We start from the raw sequence: 16,386 nt of genomic DNA on the forward strand, positions 1-16,386 counted from the left end.
CCACGTATTCATTGCGCCCCGTCGGTCAGGAGTTCGCTGATCTCCAGGGAGACGTCGCGCAGTTCATCGACAGCGAGCTTCAGGTACGGCAACACGGAACTTGATGAGCGGTGCCCCAGCACGTCCTCAATCAGCTTGGGCGGCACCCCGCCGCGCAATAGGCTGATGGCACGCGCGTGCCGGAAGGCATGCGGTCCGCGCTTGCCATTGGTTTGCACGCCTGCAGCATCGAGCCGCCTGCGCAGTGAGGTGTACAGGCTTGAGCCGTTGGTGCGTATTCCGGTGAATGTGACCGACGATTCCGGCATCGTGACCACTGATTCCGTTTTATCGTGACCGCTGTGGCCCCGCAGTTTCCGGCTGATTGTGACCGGCAATTCCGGCGTCGTGACCGGTGATGGGTTGAGGGTGTTGCGCGGGGACGGATTCTACTCTGCCAAGCTAAGCAGTGTGGCTGCCGCTGGATGTCGTGCTCGTTTTTTGAGCAGACTTTCTGAGCGAATCGCCCGCCAGCGTGATGCGGTGAATACGGTGCATCAGACGATCGAGGATCGCATCGGCGATGGTGGAATCGCCGATCCAGCCATGCCAGTGCTCGACGGGTAGTTGGCTGGTAATGAGTAGCCCACGGCTGCTGCCGCGATCGTCAATGAGTTCAAGCAGGTCATTGCGCGTGACCGCGTCCAGCGGCGCCACCGCCCAGTCGTCCAGTACGATCAGGTCGGTTTTGGCCATCTGCAGCAGCCATTTGCCGAAGCCACCGCTGCCATGCAGAATACGTAACTCTTCTGCCAGCCTGGGCACGCGCAGATAAGCGACGGAATGCCCGCGGCGGCAGGCGTACTGCGCCAGCGCGCAGGCCAGCCAGGTCTTGCCGACGCCGGTCGGGCCACCGATCAGGACAGTATGTCCGGTTGTGATCCAGTCGGACAGCGCGAGACTGGTGACCTGTTTCCGATCAATGCCGCGGCCTGGACGGGCGTCAAGATCCTCGATGGTGGCGTGGGGGTACTTGAGGCGGGCACGCTGCAAGAGACGGGCAAGCTTGCGGTCATTGCGCCAGAGCAGTTCGCGGTCGATCAGCAGCGCCAGGCGTTCCTCGAAGGCGAGCGCGCTGGCGCCGGGCTGGGCAAGCTGTTCTTCCAGGGCGGCGGCAAAGCCGTCGAGCTTGAGTGAGCGCAGTTGCGCGAGCGTGGTGTGGGTCATCATGAGATTGGGTTCCGGTTGTGAGCGCCAGGCAAGCAAGATCGACTGTGGCGGCTGCCCAGCGGTGTGCGAGGGCCATTGAGGTGAATCGCGGGAGTTAGTGCTGCCTGGCAGACAGCGTTACTGGTAGTAGCTGGGGCCGCGCAGGTGTGCGTGGTCGGGACTGACCCACTCGGCAGGAGGGGCCGTGGTCAGCCTATCGCGACCGGTTTCGAGCACGTTCTTGTCATGACCCCAGGAAGCCGCGAAAAATCAAAAATGCAATTAACTACCAGACAGCTACCCACAACAGCATTGTCAGCTTCCAAGGCGAAGGCAACACCGAAGCGGTGCTCCTATTGCGCGTGGACGGCGATGGTAAAATTTCATTTTCGTGAAATTTTATTTCGCCCTATGCCGAGGCCTCTTCCTGATCCAACGCCACCATCACGCGCGACCATCCGCAGCATTGACTAACTTGGTGACCGGATACGGGCAACGCGGGCAGGGGAAGGTATGCCCATTGACCAGGCCGCCACTCATTGTGGCGTTTCCGTTGGCATGCTGTCCAAGCTGGAGAACGGCAAGGGCGTCAATCTGGCGCACGCGCTGCGCGTGATGGACGGACTGGGTTTGACGATGCTCGTCGTGCCGAGGGCGCATGCGGCGTTGCTCGAACAGGCAGCGGCTCATGCGGCCAAGATGGACAAAAATGCAGCCAGGGAGCGGAAAGCCGGGGTTGAAGAGTAGACAACAGCATGTGGCAGGCAACGCGCGGCTTGCTAAACACCCAGCCGGCGGTGGGCGAGCTCTTCCACGATCGATGCCTGGAGCCTGTCGCGAGATACCTTGAGCGGATCGCGCTCTGGGGTGGATGCCATCCAGCGCTCGAAGTCGACGAATGCGGCTGGACTGATCGTCGTCATCCGCGCCATTCTTCCGGTCACGGAAACGATGGGCGCAGAGAATGGAGGCGACCCCAACAGGACATTTGGGCGTCGCACCTGGATTGCCCAGAGGTCATCTTCATAATCTCGCAGAGCATGCCGCCGCGAACTTCTGTGGCCTTGCGGCGCGCGGATTACCACGCTTCGAACATCGTCTTCGCGTCAAGTTACTGGCGCAGCGCATTTTTATCCAACTCGATCCGACGATCCAAGGGGTTTCAGTATAAAAGTGCAATATGCAAATTTCATACTGAAACCCATGCATCATGCAGGCCTTGAGCATCCACCGCAGGGGGCAACTGAGTCGCGCGATGGTGTCATTGCGGATGAGACATTGCAGCCACGCTGCAGGCAGGTTCCTGCTGCAACCTTCATTGAACCCGCGTGGCGGTGCACGCCTTCGGGCTGGTTGATATCCCGGCGCATCCTCTTCGCTGTGCAGGGAGCCGTTCGTCGTGGAGATCGACGAATGCCCAAAGTTATCCCGCACGTAACGCAGTCATCTTGAGGATCCGCTATCGAAAGTCTTGAAAGCAGTCTTCAGACTATCAACCAGATCTGCCACGATCTGGTCATTCTCGAGAATGGGGAACTCCTTTCGGAGCTTGTTGGAGACTGCACCCTGATTGTCCCTGATCGAGCGGATGATCCGATCGATATCGGCATCAGGACCGTCGATGATGTCCTTCACCATCCGCCGAGCGGTTGTCCACTCCTGCAGAATCCCCGCCTCTGTCCTCATCTCCTGCCGGATGGTTTTGTCGATGATGTCGGCCATATATTCGACCTGCACAGTTAGGTCGGGGTAACGCCATGCCGGTAGTGCAGCGTCATATCCGGCAAACTCAAAGTTCGATTGAATGCCATCCGGATACAACGTGCGGGAGGGCGCAAATTCGCAAAGGTTGCCGTACCTGCGCATTAATGGTTTCGAGAAGCATTCAAGGATATGGTCGTAGCGTGCGATGTTCTGCGGTTTCTCCGTGATGACAGCCGAGATCGGCAGGATGAAGGGTCGCGGCACGGCACCATCTCGTCGCAGGACGTCGTTAATGATGAACCGGTGGATACGGCCATTTCCGTCGGCCAGCGGGTGGATGAAAACGAATGCGAACGCGGCCGCGCCGGCCCGAATTACCGAGGATTGCCCGGCGGTGCGCTCCAGAAAGACCTCAAGTCCGTGCAGCAGGTCCCGCAGCCTATCCCAATGCGGAGCGACATAGTGGACGATCTGTTCAAACCGATGCGTTTCGCCAACGAACACCGGCGAGGCCCGCAGCCCGAAACGGGAAATAGTGCTGCGCTCGCTAACGATTTCTCGCTGCAGCTCGGCTAGCGTATCCGGGGACAGTAGCGCGGGGTATTCACCGATCCGCCGTTCCATGACTGCCGCAAATCGGCGAATTCGGTCCAGTTGGTCCTGCTCGTGCTCGATCGCAAACGACGACTTGGATTCCTTGATCGTCAGCCAGACGGCGCTGCGCATCAGGACATTGTCCCCGAACTCGGCATTCAGCTCGTCGAGCCGGGCGGCGCAGTCGTAGTCCTGTGCCGCCTTGACTTCGGGTGTCCGTCGAATCAGGGGGCAGAAATCTCGATTGCCGGGAAGGTTGTCGCGCACGCGCCAACGTTGATTTCGAGTGGGTATCGTCGCGGCAAAGTAAGCCTCAGAGTCAATCGCGTCGACGTAGTTGCCCCCGGTCACGGCCCCGACGCCGGCGATCTGGCGGCCGGTTAGCCATTCATACAGAAATCCAACTCGTCTGGCATACTGGCCGGTGCGCTCGCTGTTCAGCCAGGCAGCCAACTCTCCCTGGGGAAGTACATCAAAGAGCCGTGCCAGGAACTCGAGATGGACTCCTTCCTGTCGGATCGCATAAGTCAGGTGGGCCTGCAGCGTTGGCTCCTGGCGAGAACCGGCGGGATAGATCTCCAGCGTCTTACCCTCGGTGACCACGGAACGCCGAGCGGCGCCAATCTCGCTGGTAATCTGAAATTCCTGTACCGGGGTTATCTGATAGTGCTCTGCGAGCCACTTGTACCCTATCCATTCCGTGCTCAACGTGAACTCCGTCGTTTAATTTGGCCTGCGGATGTTTAAAAATTCCGCTATTTCTTGATTATCGTTTAAACGACACTTCGTTGTTGACGTCGAACGCTTTTGGAAACGCATGCTTGGCGGAAGCAAGCGCTTTCGCTTGAGCAAGCGGCGGCGCATGCGGTCAAGATTCTGGTGTGAAAAGGGCAGGCCGCGATCGGGTCGGGTGTCAATCTCAGTTGCCCGCACGATCGACGCAAAGAGCCATTCGCCGGGCGGGGGGGCGCCTTAGGTCTTGCTGGTCCAGCCGATGCGATGCCGCACTTGCGTGGCCTCGTGCCGCGCATCGTCCTCGCTGTGCAGGTAGCCGCTGGTCGTCGAGATCGACGCATGCCCGAAGTTGTCCCGCACGTAACGCAGATCCACCTGCCGGTCGGTCATGTGGGAGCCGGCGGTGTGGCGCAGCCAGTGCGCCGAGGCGCTGGCCAGGACATCGGCCTGCGCCGCCCATTCGGGTCCGCGCGCGCGCAGGCTCGCTGCCGCCAGGCCGAACACTTCCTTCAGGATCAGGTGCAGCGCGCTGCGTGACAGGCCTCGTTCACGGTTCTCCTGACCGATGACCGGCAGCAGCAAGGGGCGGGTCTCCCCAGGCTGCGGCGTCGGCGCCAGTCCGTGGGCGCGGCGGTAGCGCGCCAGTTCAGCAATCAGCTCGTCGGTGGCCGGCACCAGCCGGGTCTTGTTGCCCTTGCCGGTCACTTCCAGCCACCAGCGCTCGATGCCCTGGGTGTCGCGCCGGCAGAAGAACGCCCCCATTGTCGTGCCGGTGACCTCCGCCGCGCGCAAACCCCCCAGGTAGAGCACGGTCAGCAGCCAGCGACAGCGCGCCGCATGCAGGCGTTCGCGCTCGGTGGCGGTGTCGGCGGTCCCCGGCATCGCCTCGATGGTGGCCTTGACCACGTCCCACAGTTCGTGACTGAGGTAGCGCTTGATGCGCGGGCGGGTCGGCGCGCGCCGCCGGCGCGCGAGCGCCAGCGGATTGCCGGCGAGGTAGCTGGCCTCGGTCAGCCAGGCGAACAGCGCGTTCAGGATCACCAGTGCCTGACGAATGCTGCGGGGCGCCAGCGGTCCGGCAAACGGCCGCCAGTCCGGATGACTGCGCGCGAGTTTTTTGCTGCCGGCCAGCACCCAGCGCGCGGCCGGTTGCGGGTCGGCGAGGAAGCGCTCATACGCGAGCAGGTCCTCGTGCGTCAGCGACGACAGTGGCTTGCCCAATTGCAGTACCGACCACAGGATCAAGCGCTCGACCTCGCGCCGGTAGGCGGTCAGCGTCGCCGCGCTGTCGGCATAGCGCGCGAGCCAGGCGGTGACGGCGGCGAGATCGTCGCCCGCGGCAATGCCGGTGGCGCGGTCCGGGGCGCGGTTGCTGCCGGCAGCGCCAGACAGTGCCGGAGGCAGGCGCAGGCGTTCCAGCGGGATGGGAAGCGCGGTGGGGAGCGGGGCGGCCGGGCCGTCCGAAGGTGGGAGCGGAAGCAATTCCATGAGTAGGCGCCGAATTTTCAAGAATCGGCGGAGCTGGGGGAGCGGTCAAATCGGGCCGCCCTCGGCTGCTATGCTGCCACTGCCGAAGTTTCTGTGGACCCTAAACCCGGATGACGAGGTCGGAATACTTCCAGACGTGTTCGTCTGCCGAGAGCAGTCGCAATGGTTCGGTGATCGCCTGAGCGACCAGCAGCCGATCAAACGGATCGCGATGGTGGTTTGGCAGATGACGCACTGCGGCTGCATGCGTGTTCGTCACCGGAAGTTCGCGAAAGCCTGCGGCGGGTATTTCAGCGATGAGTTCGTCGACATCGACTTCGATCTTGTCGAGGCCCGCCTTGATGGAGATTTCCCAGAGGCTGGCCGCACTGATGAAGACCTCCTCGGCCTCCAGGATCATTCGCTGCGCGCTCTGGCTCAACTTCGGGTCATTCGTCACCGCCCAGAGGAACACATGGGTATCGAGCAGGATGCGCATTACCGTCCTTCGAAGGCGGCCAGCAAGTCATCGGGGAGCGGCGCGTCGAAGTCATCCGCCGTGCGGATCTTGCCCAGCAGCCCGCCGAGGCGCCGTGGGGGCTTTGGCTTGGCGAACGGCACGATCCGGACCACCGGCTTGCCCGCCTTCGCAATCACGACCTCGTCGCCTGCCGCCACCTCTTCGATGAGCCGCGAAAGGTGGGTTTTGGCCTCATGAATGTTCACGGTCTGCATAGTGTTCTCCTGCAAGAGAAACTTAGTCTAGCTTAGTCTGTTCAGATCCGCAAGGTTACGTAGATGCCAGATCCTCCGCGCATTCGCTAGACATAAGCGGATTTATGTCTAAACTTTGTCGATTGAAATTACATCTATAACGTATTACGTAGTAATATATATAAATTCAACGACGCTTTTTGCCGATGGCCGCCGCCGACCTCGATCTGACCGACACCGCCTTGCAGGCTGACCTGACCGAACTACGCAGCCGTTTTCCCGAAACCCGCGCGCTGTACCGCGAGGTCTGCGGCCTGCTGTTCTTCCGTTACGGTGTCACGCCCACCGCCAACAAGCTCTACAGCTTGGTCCGCAAGGGCAGCATGGGCACGCCCGCCGAGGTGCTGCAGGCGTTCTGGCAGGAACTGCGCGGGCGCACGCGCGTGACCATCGACCATCCGGACCTGCCGGACCCCCTCAAGCAGATCGCCGCCGAGGCGGTGCAGACCATCTGGCAGTCGGCCAACGAGGCCGCCACGGCGGAACTCGCCACGCTGCGTGCCGAAGCGCGTGACGCAGCGAATGCCGCGGAATCGGAACGCGATGCCGCGCGCGCCGAGACCGCGGTCGCGCGCGAAGACGCGCTGGCGCTCTCGGCGCAGCTGGGCGAGGCGCGCCAGGCGCACGACGCCGTGCAGGCCGAACTGGCGGCCGAGCGCCAGGCGCACGCCGCGACGCGGGCGCGTTGGGAAGCGGGGCGGGGGGAACTGGAGGCGGCGGGGCGCCAGCTGGCGGAACTGCGCACCCAATTCTCGACGGAGCTGGAGCGGGCGCGCGAGGCGGTGACGCTCGCGCAGGAACGCGCCGAAGCCAGCGAGCGGCGCAGCTTGCGCGAACTGGACCAGGAGCGCACCGCGCGCCAGAAGAGCGAGCGCACGGCCGAAGACCTGCGCGGCGAACTGGCGGTGGCACGCAGCGAGGCGCGCGATGCGGCGGTGGCGCAGGCGGAGGGCCGCACGAAGCTGGAAGCACAGGCCGCGGCGCTGGCCGAGCGGCTCGCGGCCACCGAGCAGGCGCAGCGCCGGGCGGAGCGGGCCGAAGCGGAAGCCGCGCTCGCGCGCCAGTTGCTGGCCACCTTGCGCGTCGCGCCGCGCGAACGCGAAGGGGGCCGGCGGCGCAAGGCAGCCAGTTCGGCGGCGACCGTGCCGGAAGAACAAGGCGACGGTCAGGAGGGTCGGCCGGAATTCGCGAAATTTTCGCCAAATATGGCTTAACACATTGATCTAAAAGAGGAATTCGGTTCCATGCGCGCTCCTCGAACGCTGCATCGCTAAATCAAGCGCCACGGGAACCGCATGCTGATCGTCTCAAATCGGTCCGTCTCGACCGATATAGGGATGTCGCCAACCGTGGCTTGAATGACCGCTGGTCGCTCATCGCCGGACACCCAGCGAACTGAGGCCGATGCCCGTAAATCGGAGGCCATTGCGGACATGACTGATCCAGTCGACCGCTCTAACTTCAGAAAAAAGGACTCTGTGATGGCTTTCGCCGACACAGGGCTTACCGCAGCAAATCACTCAGTGGTGCTGGGGCTCCAGAAAGCCTGGCTGACAGCACTGGACGCTGCCAGTCTCGCAACAACGTGATCGAGCTTCTCCCCGTCGACTGAGGTCGCCATCAGCACGGCTTCGATCTCCACGTCGTCGGTACCAAAGGCGTGAACCACCAAGTCGCGGGTGGGATGATTGCTGTCCTCCAGGGCCTCATCCAACAAGCGCATTGCCTCTTTCTGGCGCTCCCGCGGAGCGATGACATAGACGGTATTAGTGACCTCCACGGCGGGCGTATCGATGGGCTGACGGTTGATACGGTCGACCACGGGGCGCAGCAGCGTATTTGCAGCCAGCACGAATAGACACCCGACTGTAGCCTCCGGAAGCAGGTCCGCGCCGGCACACGCACCTATGGCTGCCGAGCCCCACAAGGTGGCAGCGGTATTGAGGCCGCGCACATTCCCTTCTTCTCGCATGATCACGCCCGCGCCAAGGAAGCCGATTCCCGAGACCACGTAGGCGACGACACGCACGGCACCATCGTGCCCGGCCAGCCGGTTGGCCATATCTACAAAAATGGCAGCGCCGACAGCCACCAGCACATTGGTGCGTAGGCCGGCGGTACGTTGGCGGTACTGTCGTTCGTAACCGATTATCGCACCCAGCACGAATGCCGCGGCCACGCTGATACTGGTATCGAGCAGGGAATCCAGATTGATGTTTTGGATGGCTTCAATGGTCATGTTTCGAACTGGTCAGAGTCGGGCTCAGAGTGGGCAGCCTCAGCTTGAGGACAGCCAAATTGCATTAGCTTTCAAGCGAAAACCGCTCCGTATGGTCATCGCACGAGAAGATCTCAGCATAACGTCCCCATTCAATGATCGCCTCCAGCGTCTGCTTAGCCAGCTCATCGCTCAGAAAATCCTCTAACTTTTGCTCGAACCGGACGCGCGGGGCTTGCTGATCCTTTCGCTCAGCCAACACAGTTCGGATATAGCCGGCCATTGGTACGCGCCGCACCAGGTGTTCGGCGAACAGGGCTTTACGCTCCTGTGTACCATGCTCATTGAAGAGCAAGCCCGCTACGGTCAGGACAATATCGCCCTCGCGCAGCTCGGCGAAGCCGAGGTGCCCGAGGATCTCGGCGACGGGGAAGAGATCGTCCACTTCCAGGTGCATCGTGGCTGCGATTTCTGGCAGGTCAGCTTGGCCCCGATAGGGCTCAGCGGCTACCGTCTCGATCAGGCCCGCCATCAGATTGGTTGAAACCGGCTGCAAAGGGCTGCCGATGTCCAGGCCGTTTCTTGGCGCGGCACCCTTTGTCGGGCGGGCCGTCATCTTGGCGTAGATCTCGTCGACCAGTTCGCGGAATGCCGGCTCGAGGCGGTCACGCCGATGCTTGAAGGGTACTTGAAACTCAGCAACGACAGATCCCGGGTTGGACGAAAGCAGCAGAATGCGGTCGCACATGAACACCGCCTCCTCGATGTTGTGGGTCACGATCAGCATCGACTTGATCGGCAACATGCGCTCGGTCCACAGATCGAGCAGATCGGTACGCAAGGTCTCTGCTGTCAGCACGTCGAGCGCCGAGAATGGCTCATCCATCAGCAACAAGGTCGGATTGACAACGAGGGCCCGGGCAAAGCCGACACGCTGGCGCATACCGCCCGATAATTCGCGGGGGAACGCGTTCTCGAAGCCATCCAGGCCAATCAGGTCGATGGCTGCAAGCGCGCGCTCACGCCGCTCCGCCGGCGGCACGCCAAGCGCTTCCAGGCCGGCTTCAACATTGTCGAGGACGGTGAGCCACGGAAATAGCGCAAAGGTCTGGAAGACCATAGCGACACCTTCTGCTGGGCCTTTGATCGGTGAGCCGCAGTAGTCAAGCTGGCCGGACGTGGGCGAAATCAGGCCGGCAATCATGCGCAGCAATGTGGACTTGCCCGAGCCGGACCGACCAAGCAGGCCGACGATTTCGCCTTCGCGCAGTTTTAGGTTCACGCCGTCCAGCACCAGTCGCTTGCCCTGATCGCGGCCGTAGCCGTGGCTCAGGTCGCGAACGGTCAGGATGTTCTGGGTAGGGGTCAGGATTTCGTTTTGCATTATGTTTGCCCTCTCAGTTCATGCGCAGCTTGCTTTCGGCGATGGCGTACAGCGGACGCCACAGAAAACGGTTGAAACAGACCACCATGATCGACATGACAGCGATACCAAGGACGATTTTGGGATAGTCTCCAGCGGCGGTGGACTGGGCGATATAGGCGCCAAGGCCATGCGCCGACAGGCTGGTTGAGCCCCATGACACGGCCTCGGACACAATGCTCGCGTTCCACGCGCCGCCCGACGCGGTGATGGCGCCAGTCACGTAGTAGGGAAAAATCCCGGGCAGCATGATCTGCCTCCACCACTGCCAGCCACGAATGCGGAAGTTCGTGGCCGCTTCGCGGAAGTCGTTCGGAAATGCGGTGGCCCCGGCGATGACATTGAAGAGGATGTACCACTGCACTCCCAAAACGATCAGCGGACTCAGCCAGATGTCTGGGTTTAGATGGAAATGGACAATGCCGAACACAAATACCGGGAACAGCAGGTTGGCCGGGAAGGCGGCCAGGAACTGCGCCAGTGGCTGGATTTTTTCGGCAAGCCGGGGCCGCAGCCCAATCATGACCCCAACCGGCACCCAGATCAGGGAGGTGAGGACGATCAACACCAGCACGCGCAACAGTGTCAGCAGCCCCAGCCCAATGACTTTCACAACTTCGTCCAATCCGGCTTCAGTGTGCACATAGCTGACCGTCCGCCACAGCAGATAACCGGCAAGCACTGCCACAAGAAGGCTCCAGACCACGTCAACGACGCGGGCCAGGCCAGCCCGCTGGGGGCCTGAGGCCGCGGGCAGTTGCACCGCGAAGCGGGCCCGCGCCAGCTTGCGCAGCAGGCGGCCGAAGGTACGCAGCAAACTCTGGATCAAGTGGGTACGATGCACCAGGTTCAACACCCAGGACTGCGGCGCGGTTTGCGCGCTCGTGCTTTCCAGTCGGAAGCGATCTGCCCAGGCCACCATCGGACGAAACAGAAACTGGTCGTACAGGACGATCACTGCGATCATGGCCAGGATGACCCAACCCACCGCTGCCATATTGCTGTCGGCAATGGCCGTGGCCAGGAAGGCGCCGACCCCAGGCAGGGTGATTGACTTGTCGCCGACCGTAATGGCTTCCGAGGCGACAACAAAGAACCAGCCGCCCGACATGCTCATCATCATGTTCCAGATCAGCCCCGGCATGGCAAACGGCACCTCCAGCTTCCAGAATTTCTGCCAGGGCGTTAGGCGCATGCTGTTCGACACTTCGATCAAGTCAGGCGGTAGCGTGCGCAATGACTGGTAGAAGCTGAATGTCATGTTCCAAGCCTGGCTGGTGAAAATCGCAAAGATGGCCGCCAACTCGGCGCCAAGCATGCGGCCCGGAAAGAGCGCAAGGAAAAAGACCACGGTGAAGGAGATATAGCCTAGCACCGGCACCGACTGCAGGATGTCGAGCATGGGGACCAGTACCTTCTCCGCCCGGCGGCTCTTGGCTGCCAGCGTGCCATACGTGAAGGTGAACAGCAGCGACGCCGCCAGCGCGGCCAGCATACGCAGCGTGGTCCGCAGGGCGTACTCGGGCAGCATGGCAGGATCTAGCGAAATTGCCTCGGCGCTGGGTCCGGCAAGCGGTGCCAGTGTTTCACGGATGCCTGACGCGGCCACTACCAGCAGGCCGATAATCAGTGGTAGGGCAATGAAATCCCAGCGGTTCGGCAGCAGACGCCGAGCCGTACCTGGGAGTTGCGGCATGAATTCGTTTGCCATGGGGCTTCCTTGGCCGACAGCATGGTTAAACGGAAGCCCACGAAGCGTGTGCTGGCAGCTTGGTCAGAACAGGTTCGCGAGCCATTGGATTCACTACCCTGGCCGGGTCGCCAGCGGCTACGGGTAGTTGGCAGGCGCAGCACAGCGACTAGAGGCGTCATCCATAATGGCTCCTCCTGTTCACTGGGATACTATCGCTCTGCGCCTCAGAACTCGGCGTGGAACCGGACGCCATAGAATGTTGCCGGCCCCCGGTCCCGGTTGTAGCCCGGGTTGCGGATGTATTGAAAATTCGGACTGACGCTGAAGTACTTCAACAACGCCAGGCTGTAATAGATCTCGAGCACTTGTTCCGGTCCATAGCGCAATGCGCCATCGCCGAGGAACGCTCCCAGACCGCCGGCGGCCAGGTAGTCCCGGTGCGGTGATCGCAGCATGTTGACGGCCATCGCCACCCCGAGTTCGTCATTGGGCCGTCCCCAGGACGTGCCTTTGAGCGTGCCGCCGCCGGCAATTTGCTTGCCGATCTCGGTAAAGGCGTAGGTTTCCGTCTTGTCGTCCGACATATTGGCGCGGAAGAACACGCCCAGCGAATCATTGACCTCCTGCAGCAACGTAATGCCCACGCCCACCTTGGCATGTTCCGCGCGCACGTCGGCAACATCGGGCGTCACGTTGTTGGCCTGCCCGAATGCGATGGCATCGCTGAACTTGCCCATCTTCGCTTTATTGCGCCAGAGCAGCAGGCGCGCCGCTCCGGGACGGCCAGCGAGGGTATAGCGCTTTTCAAGCTCCAGGATGTCGCCGTAGTGCTCAAACATCCGTGTGTCGAGCTTCAGTCCGTTGGATTCGAGCGGTTGCAGGAAATGACCAAAGCGCGCCGACCAGCCATCGCCCACGTACTCTAGCGACACGCCCCAGTTGTAGCCGCGCGCATCGGCGGGATAGTCGAACGAGCCATGTGTCAGCGATGACCAGTTCATGAACTGGGTGCGCGGGTCGGAGCCGTAGGGGTTCAGGTCGAAGACGTCGAGCACGCCGAAGTTGCCAGCGGTCAGCACGACGCGCTGTTTGTCGACGGTTCGCGCAAACTGGTTGAAGTCGGCATCAAGCTTCTCCTCGCCACCACCCAGGCCCCAGGTCTGGCGCACGAAGGCGCGGGCCCGGTAGAACGTAGGATTGGTGCCCGACGATTTGGCCAGTTCCCCGTTGGTCAGGCCTCCGAGACCATGCAGGCCAGAGAAGGGCACACCCTGCGAGACTTCAGGATTGAAGTGAAACTCTGCCCCTTGCCATAGGCGCAGGCCCAGGTCGAGCGTGCTGGTGAACGAATAACTCTTGGCCCGTTCCGTGCCGAGGCTGTGCTCGCCGGAATAGGCCGCGCCAAACGAAGGCTTGCGCTGCCAGATGTAGGTGGCTTGCCCGTGGAAGGCAAAACGGTCCTCCATCGGATCTGCCGTCGCATTGCCGGGGGCAGCGCCGGAAGCCGGCTGGCTTTCACCGGCGTTCTGGGCATGCGCCGGTGCGAGACCAATGGCTAGGAGCACCACGGTCAGCGCCGCGAGCGTGCGGGCCGACCAACGAGTGCCCTTCAAAAGGGTGAGGGCGGAGAAGGCAAACTGAAAACAGGTAATGAACGACATGAGACCTCCCTCACGCGCTTCTATGGCGCGTGTAGGCTCGGGGCGACTACCCGAGAGGGCCAAAGAGTGAGCGCAAACGTCACCCGCATCTGCCTACTCGGTAGATCGCTAACAAGAAAAATCGGGAGGTGGCCACACAGGAGAATCTGCATGGTTGCCACTACCCGCCGGTAACGGCTAGGCAGTGGCGAGATGTCGCCTTGACTGACTAGCCGTTCAGTGATCGGCGTGGCGCCGACTAGAACAACAGTCCATGGGGAGAACCCTTAGTGATGACCGGGCGCAGCATACCAAAATGTTTCATGGGACCGCAATGGATTTTCGGAGGCCCATAGAGGCGACTGCGGTGTTTCTGCGACACGTGGTTTTCGTCGGCGGAACCGTCAAAATGCGCCTCACCCGGCGGCGGACCAAATCAGTCACTGACTCTCTCGATGCCGGCGCCTACGCGACGCCAGCGGAAACCCCGGCTAGGCCTTGGCTAGGCCGATCCATTCGAGGCCGATGGAAAGGGCCGAGCGCCTCACAAATGACAGGGGCGATCAGCGCCTACTGTGGCAAAGCGGGCGTGGTGGATGGTTGACACTGTTGCTCGCCCACGGTGTGCGCATGCCGCCGATCGTCCTCGGCGTGCAGGTAGATGCCAGTCGTCTCAATCGAGGCATGCCGCAGGTTCTTCTGGATAAAACGGATATCGGTGCCGGCGTCGGCCTGGTGCGAAGCCGCAGAATGGCGCAGCCAGTGCGTCGAGGCACGCGTCAGCGTCACCGCGCCGGCCGGATCGCTCGCCTCCAACACGGCGGCCGCCCGCCGGAACACCTCCTTCGCGATCAGATAGACCGCCGTCGGCGTGAGGTGCCGCTGCGCGTCGCCGGCGACGCTCAGAATGGCCGGGCTCAGCTCACCGGGCGCGGGCATCGGCGGCAGGCCGTGGAACGCGCGATAGCGAGCAAACTCGGCCATCAACGCGTCGCTCACTGGTACCTCGCCCTCGGCGCCACCCTTGCCGACAACGTACAGCCACCAGCGCCCCCGCCGCTGGACGAAGTCGGCTGCCCTCGCGCGGGCGGCTTCGCTCGCGCGCAGCGCTGTATGGTAGAGAAAGCGCATCACCCAGCGGCTGCGCTCGTAATGCTGGCACTCGCGCGGCGTGCCCTGCGGCCAGCCCTCCATCGACGCGAGCACCACCTGCCACAGCGCATGATCGAGATAACGCTCGACGCGTCGAGCGCGCGAGCCACGCGTTGAGCGGCTGCGGCGCAGGGCAAGCGGATTGCCCGCGAGGTAGCCGGCCGCGACAAGGTAGTCGAGCAGTCCGGAAAGGATGCCGAGCGCCTGACGGCGGCTGCGCTCGGACAGCGGCCCATCGAAAAGCCGCCGCGCGCCGCCGCGGCGCGGCAGGGCCGGGTCGGTCCAGTCGGCCGTCGGCGCGGCCAGAAACTGCTCATAAAGCAGGAAATCCTCGCGCGTGAGGCTCGACATCGGCTTGCCCAGCGTGCGTGTTGCCCAGACGAGCAGCCGCACCACTTCCTTTCGGTAGCTGCGCAGGGTGTGCGGCGAACTGGCGTACTCGGCAAGCCACAAGCGTACGGCCTCAAGGTCGGTATCGGCCGTGACCTGCCGGTTGGCGGCGCGCGCCCGGTTAGTGCCGTCACGGCCGTCCAGTGCAGAGGGCAATACGATCGGCAGGACTGATTCGTGTGCTGGAGCGGGCAAGTTCATGGACTGACACGATTTTGCGGCGGGGTTCCGCATCGTACACCTACGAAGCTTACGATTATGCGCGTTATCGTAAATTTCTGGCGCTTGTGATTACGTATATAACGTAATACGATCATATGCATTATTCAGAATCCAGAAATTCCACCTCTCAGCCGCTTCCGCCCATGAGCCGTATCAGCGATACCCGTCTACGCACCCGTGAAGCAGCCGCGCGCCTGGTTGCCGCGGGCCGACACCCGCATGAGCTCACCGTCGACCTGATCTACGCCGAGATTCGCCAGGGCAGCCGCACCACCATCAATGACGAGCTGAAGCTGTGGAAGGACGAGCAGGCGCGCAACGACGCGCTCTCTGCCGCATTGCCGCCAGCCGTCGCCAACGCCATGCTGTCTGTCTGGGCGTTGGCCGTCGCGCAGGGAGAACAGGTCTTTGCGCAGCGCAGCGGGGAGTTTGAGGCCGAAGCGGCCGCCGCAACCACGCGCGCCGAATCGCTGCAGGTCGCCAATGCGGGATTGCAGGCGGAAGTACAAACGCTTCGCACTCAGGTTGACGACCTGCAGGCGCGGCTCGCCACCGCGCTTGCCGATCACGCCAGGGGCCAGACCCAGCTGGACGCAGCCATCCGCCAGGCCGAAGCAGCCGTGGCTGAGCGCGATGCCGTGCGCGCGCAATCGGACCAGGCCCTGCACGAAGCGCAGTCCACCCATGCCCGCGAACTGGAAGCTGTGCGGGCTGCCCGCGCCGAACACGAGGCCGCCCTGCGGGCGGAGGTCGACCAGGCCACCGCCCGGCTCGAAGGCGTGCAGAAGCTCGTCATGCTGCAGACCGACGAAGCGCGCGAAGCCCAGCGTCGCGCGGAAGCGGCCGTTTCGAAGACCCGGCAACGAAACGAGCAACTTGTGGCCGACGGGCAGCGTCTCTCCGCCGACGCTGCTGAACAGCGGCGGCTGGCCGAACGGCATGAAAAACAGCTCGCCGGTGTCATGGAAGAAACGCGCGAACTGCGGCGCGAGCGCGATTCCCTGACCCAGCAGGTAGCCCTGTTGCAGGGCCAGCTCAAGGGCCGCGACGAATCCGCGCCAGCGCGTACAGCCAGACGTCGCGCCAGTTGAGCCAAACAGCGAACAACGGCTTTCGGAGTACCGCGGAGTGCCTCAGCGCCCGCGCTACAATCGGGCCTTCGGTCCTCGCCTGGCGGCGCTGGACC

At 62.6% G+C, this 16,386-nt stretch carries 15 protein-coding genes; 3 read left to right on the forward strand and 12 right to left on the reverse strand.

Features of this window, described 5'->3' with window-relative positions; all coding sequences use genetic code 11:
- Positions 1-8: 8 nt before the first annotated feature.
- Both RALTA_RS28580 and istB read right to left on the reverse strand, forming a co-directional pair.
- Positions 9-308 (reverse strand): tyrosine-type recombinase/integrase, encoded by a 300-nt coding sequence (locus RALTA_RS28580; protein WP_012354820.1) that lies wholly within the window; start codon positions 306-308, stop codon positions 9-11.
- 133 nt (positions 309-441) lie between these two features.
- Positions 442-1,209, reverse strand: a complete 768-nt coding sequence (gene istB / locus RALTA_RS28585; RefSeq protein ID WP_012354821.1) for an IS21-like element helper ATPase IstB — start codon at positions 1,207-1,209, stop codon at positions 442-444.
- A gap of 465 nt (positions 1,210-1,674) precedes the next feature.
- Between istB and RALTA_RS30070 the strand changes: the two genes are divergently transcribed.
- Positions 1,675-1,935: a helix-turn-helix domain-containing protein gene (locus RALTA_RS30070; protein WP_256461669.1), complete on the forward strand. Its 261-nt coding sequence runs from the start codon at positions 1,675-1,677 to the stop codon at positions 1,933-1,935.
- A 32-nt stretch (positions 1,936-1,967) separates the two neighbouring features.
- On the opposite strand, the gene RALTA_RS30075 is transcribed toward RALTA_RS30070, so the two are convergent.
- The 5 genes from RALTA_RS30075 to RALTA_RS28610 all read right to left on the reverse strand — a co-directional run bounded on the left by RALTA_RS30075 (position 1,968) and on the right by RALTA_RS28610 (position 6,423).
- On the reverse strand, positions 1,968-2,273 hold the full coding sequence (locus tag RALTA_RS30075; RefSeq protein WP_232348034.1) for a GSU2403 family nucleotidyltransferase fold protein: 306 nt from the start codon (positions 2,271-2,273) through the stop codon (positions 1,968-1,970).
- 358 nt (positions 2,274-2,631) lie between these two features.
- Positions 2,632-4,194, reverse strand: a complete 1,563-nt coding sequence (locus tag RALTA_RS28595) for a Fic family protein (RefSeq protein WP_012354823.1) — start codon at positions 4,192-4,194, stop codon at positions 2,632-2,634.
- 264 nt (positions 4,195-4,458) lie between these two features.
- Entirely contained in the window at positions 4,459-5,709 is a 1,251-nt protein-coding gene (locus tag RALTA_RS28600; RefSeq protein WP_012354824.1) for a tyrosine-type recombinase/integrase, read from the reverse strand.
- A 100-nt stretch (positions 5,710-5,809) separates the two neighbouring features.
- Positions 5,810-6,187, reverse strand: coding sequence for a type II toxin-antitoxin system VapC family toxin (locus RALTA_RS28605; RefSeq protein ID WP_012354825.1), 378 nt, complete (start codon positions 6,185-6,187; stop codon positions 5,810-5,812).
- Positions 6,187-6,423, reverse strand: coding sequence for a type II toxin-antitoxin system Phd/YefM family antitoxin (locus tag RALTA_RS28610; RefSeq protein WP_012354826.1), 237 nt, complete (start codon positions 6,421-6,423; stop codon positions 6,187-6,189). The genes RALTA_RS28605 and RALTA_RS28610 overlap by 1 nt, the downstream gene beginning before the upstream one ends.
- Before the next feature lie 185 nt (positions 6,424-6,608).
- Here RALTA_RS28610 and RALTA_RS28615 point away from each other — a divergent pair, with 185 nt between their 5' ends.
- Positions 6,609-7,676 (forward strand): DNA-binding protein, encoded by a 1,068-nt coding sequence (locus tag RALTA_RS28615; RefSeq protein WP_012354827.1) that lies wholly within the window; start codon positions 6,609-6,611, stop codon positions 7,674-7,676.
- A gap of 302 nt (positions 7,677-7,978) precedes the next feature.
- Here RALTA_RS28615 and RALTA_RS28620 read toward each other — a convergent pair whose 3' ends face one another.
- The 5 genes from RALTA_RS28620 to RALTA_RS28640 all read right to left on the reverse strand — a co-directional run bounded on the left by RALTA_RS28620 (position 7,979) and on the right by RALTA_RS28640 (position 15,179).
- Entirely contained in the window at positions 7,979-8,701 is a 723-nt protein-coding gene (locus RALTA_RS28620) for an MgtC/SapB family protein (RefSeq protein ID WP_012354828.1), read from the reverse strand.
- 64 nt (positions 8,702-8,765) lie between these two features.
- Complete coding sequence (locus RALTA_RS28625) at positions 8,766-10,064, reverse strand: ABC transporter ATP-binding protein (protein ID WP_012354829.1); 1,299 nt, start codon at positions 10,062-10,064, stop codon at positions 8,766-8,768.
- A 13-nt stretch (positions 10,065-10,077) separates the two neighbouring features.
- Entirely contained in the window at positions 10,078-11,814 is a 1,737-nt protein-coding gene (locus RALTA_RS28630; RefSeq protein ID WP_012354830.1) for an ABC transporter permease, read from the reverse strand.
- 206 nt (positions 11,815-12,020) lie between these two features.
- Positions 12,021-13,457, reverse strand: a complete 1,437-nt coding sequence (locus RALTA_RS28635) for a carbohydrate porin (protein WP_081479558.1) — start codon at positions 13,455-13,457, stop codon at positions 12,021-12,023.
- Between the two features lie 549 nt (positions 13,458-14,006).
- Positions 14,007-15,179, reverse strand: coding sequence for a tyrosine-type recombinase/integrase (locus RALTA_RS28640; RefSeq protein WP_012354833.1), 1,173 nt, complete (start codon positions 15,177-15,179; stop codon positions 14,007-14,009).
- A 164-nt stretch (positions 15,180-15,343) separates the two neighbouring features.
- Between RALTA_RS28640 and RALTA_RS28645 the strand changes: the two genes are divergently transcribed.
- Positions 15,344-16,291, forward strand: coding sequence for a DNA-binding protein (locus RALTA_RS28645; protein ID WP_012354834.1), 948 nt, complete (start codon positions 15,344-15,346; stop codon positions 16,289-16,291).
- Positions 16,292-16,386 lie beyond the last annotated feature (95 nt).

The sequence above is a fragment of the Cupriavidus taiwanensis LMG 19424 genome (genome assembly GCF_000069785.1).
GTDB lineage: Bacteria > Pseudomonadota > Gammaproteobacteria > Burkholderiales > Burkholderiaceae > Cupriavidus > Cupriavidus taiwanensis.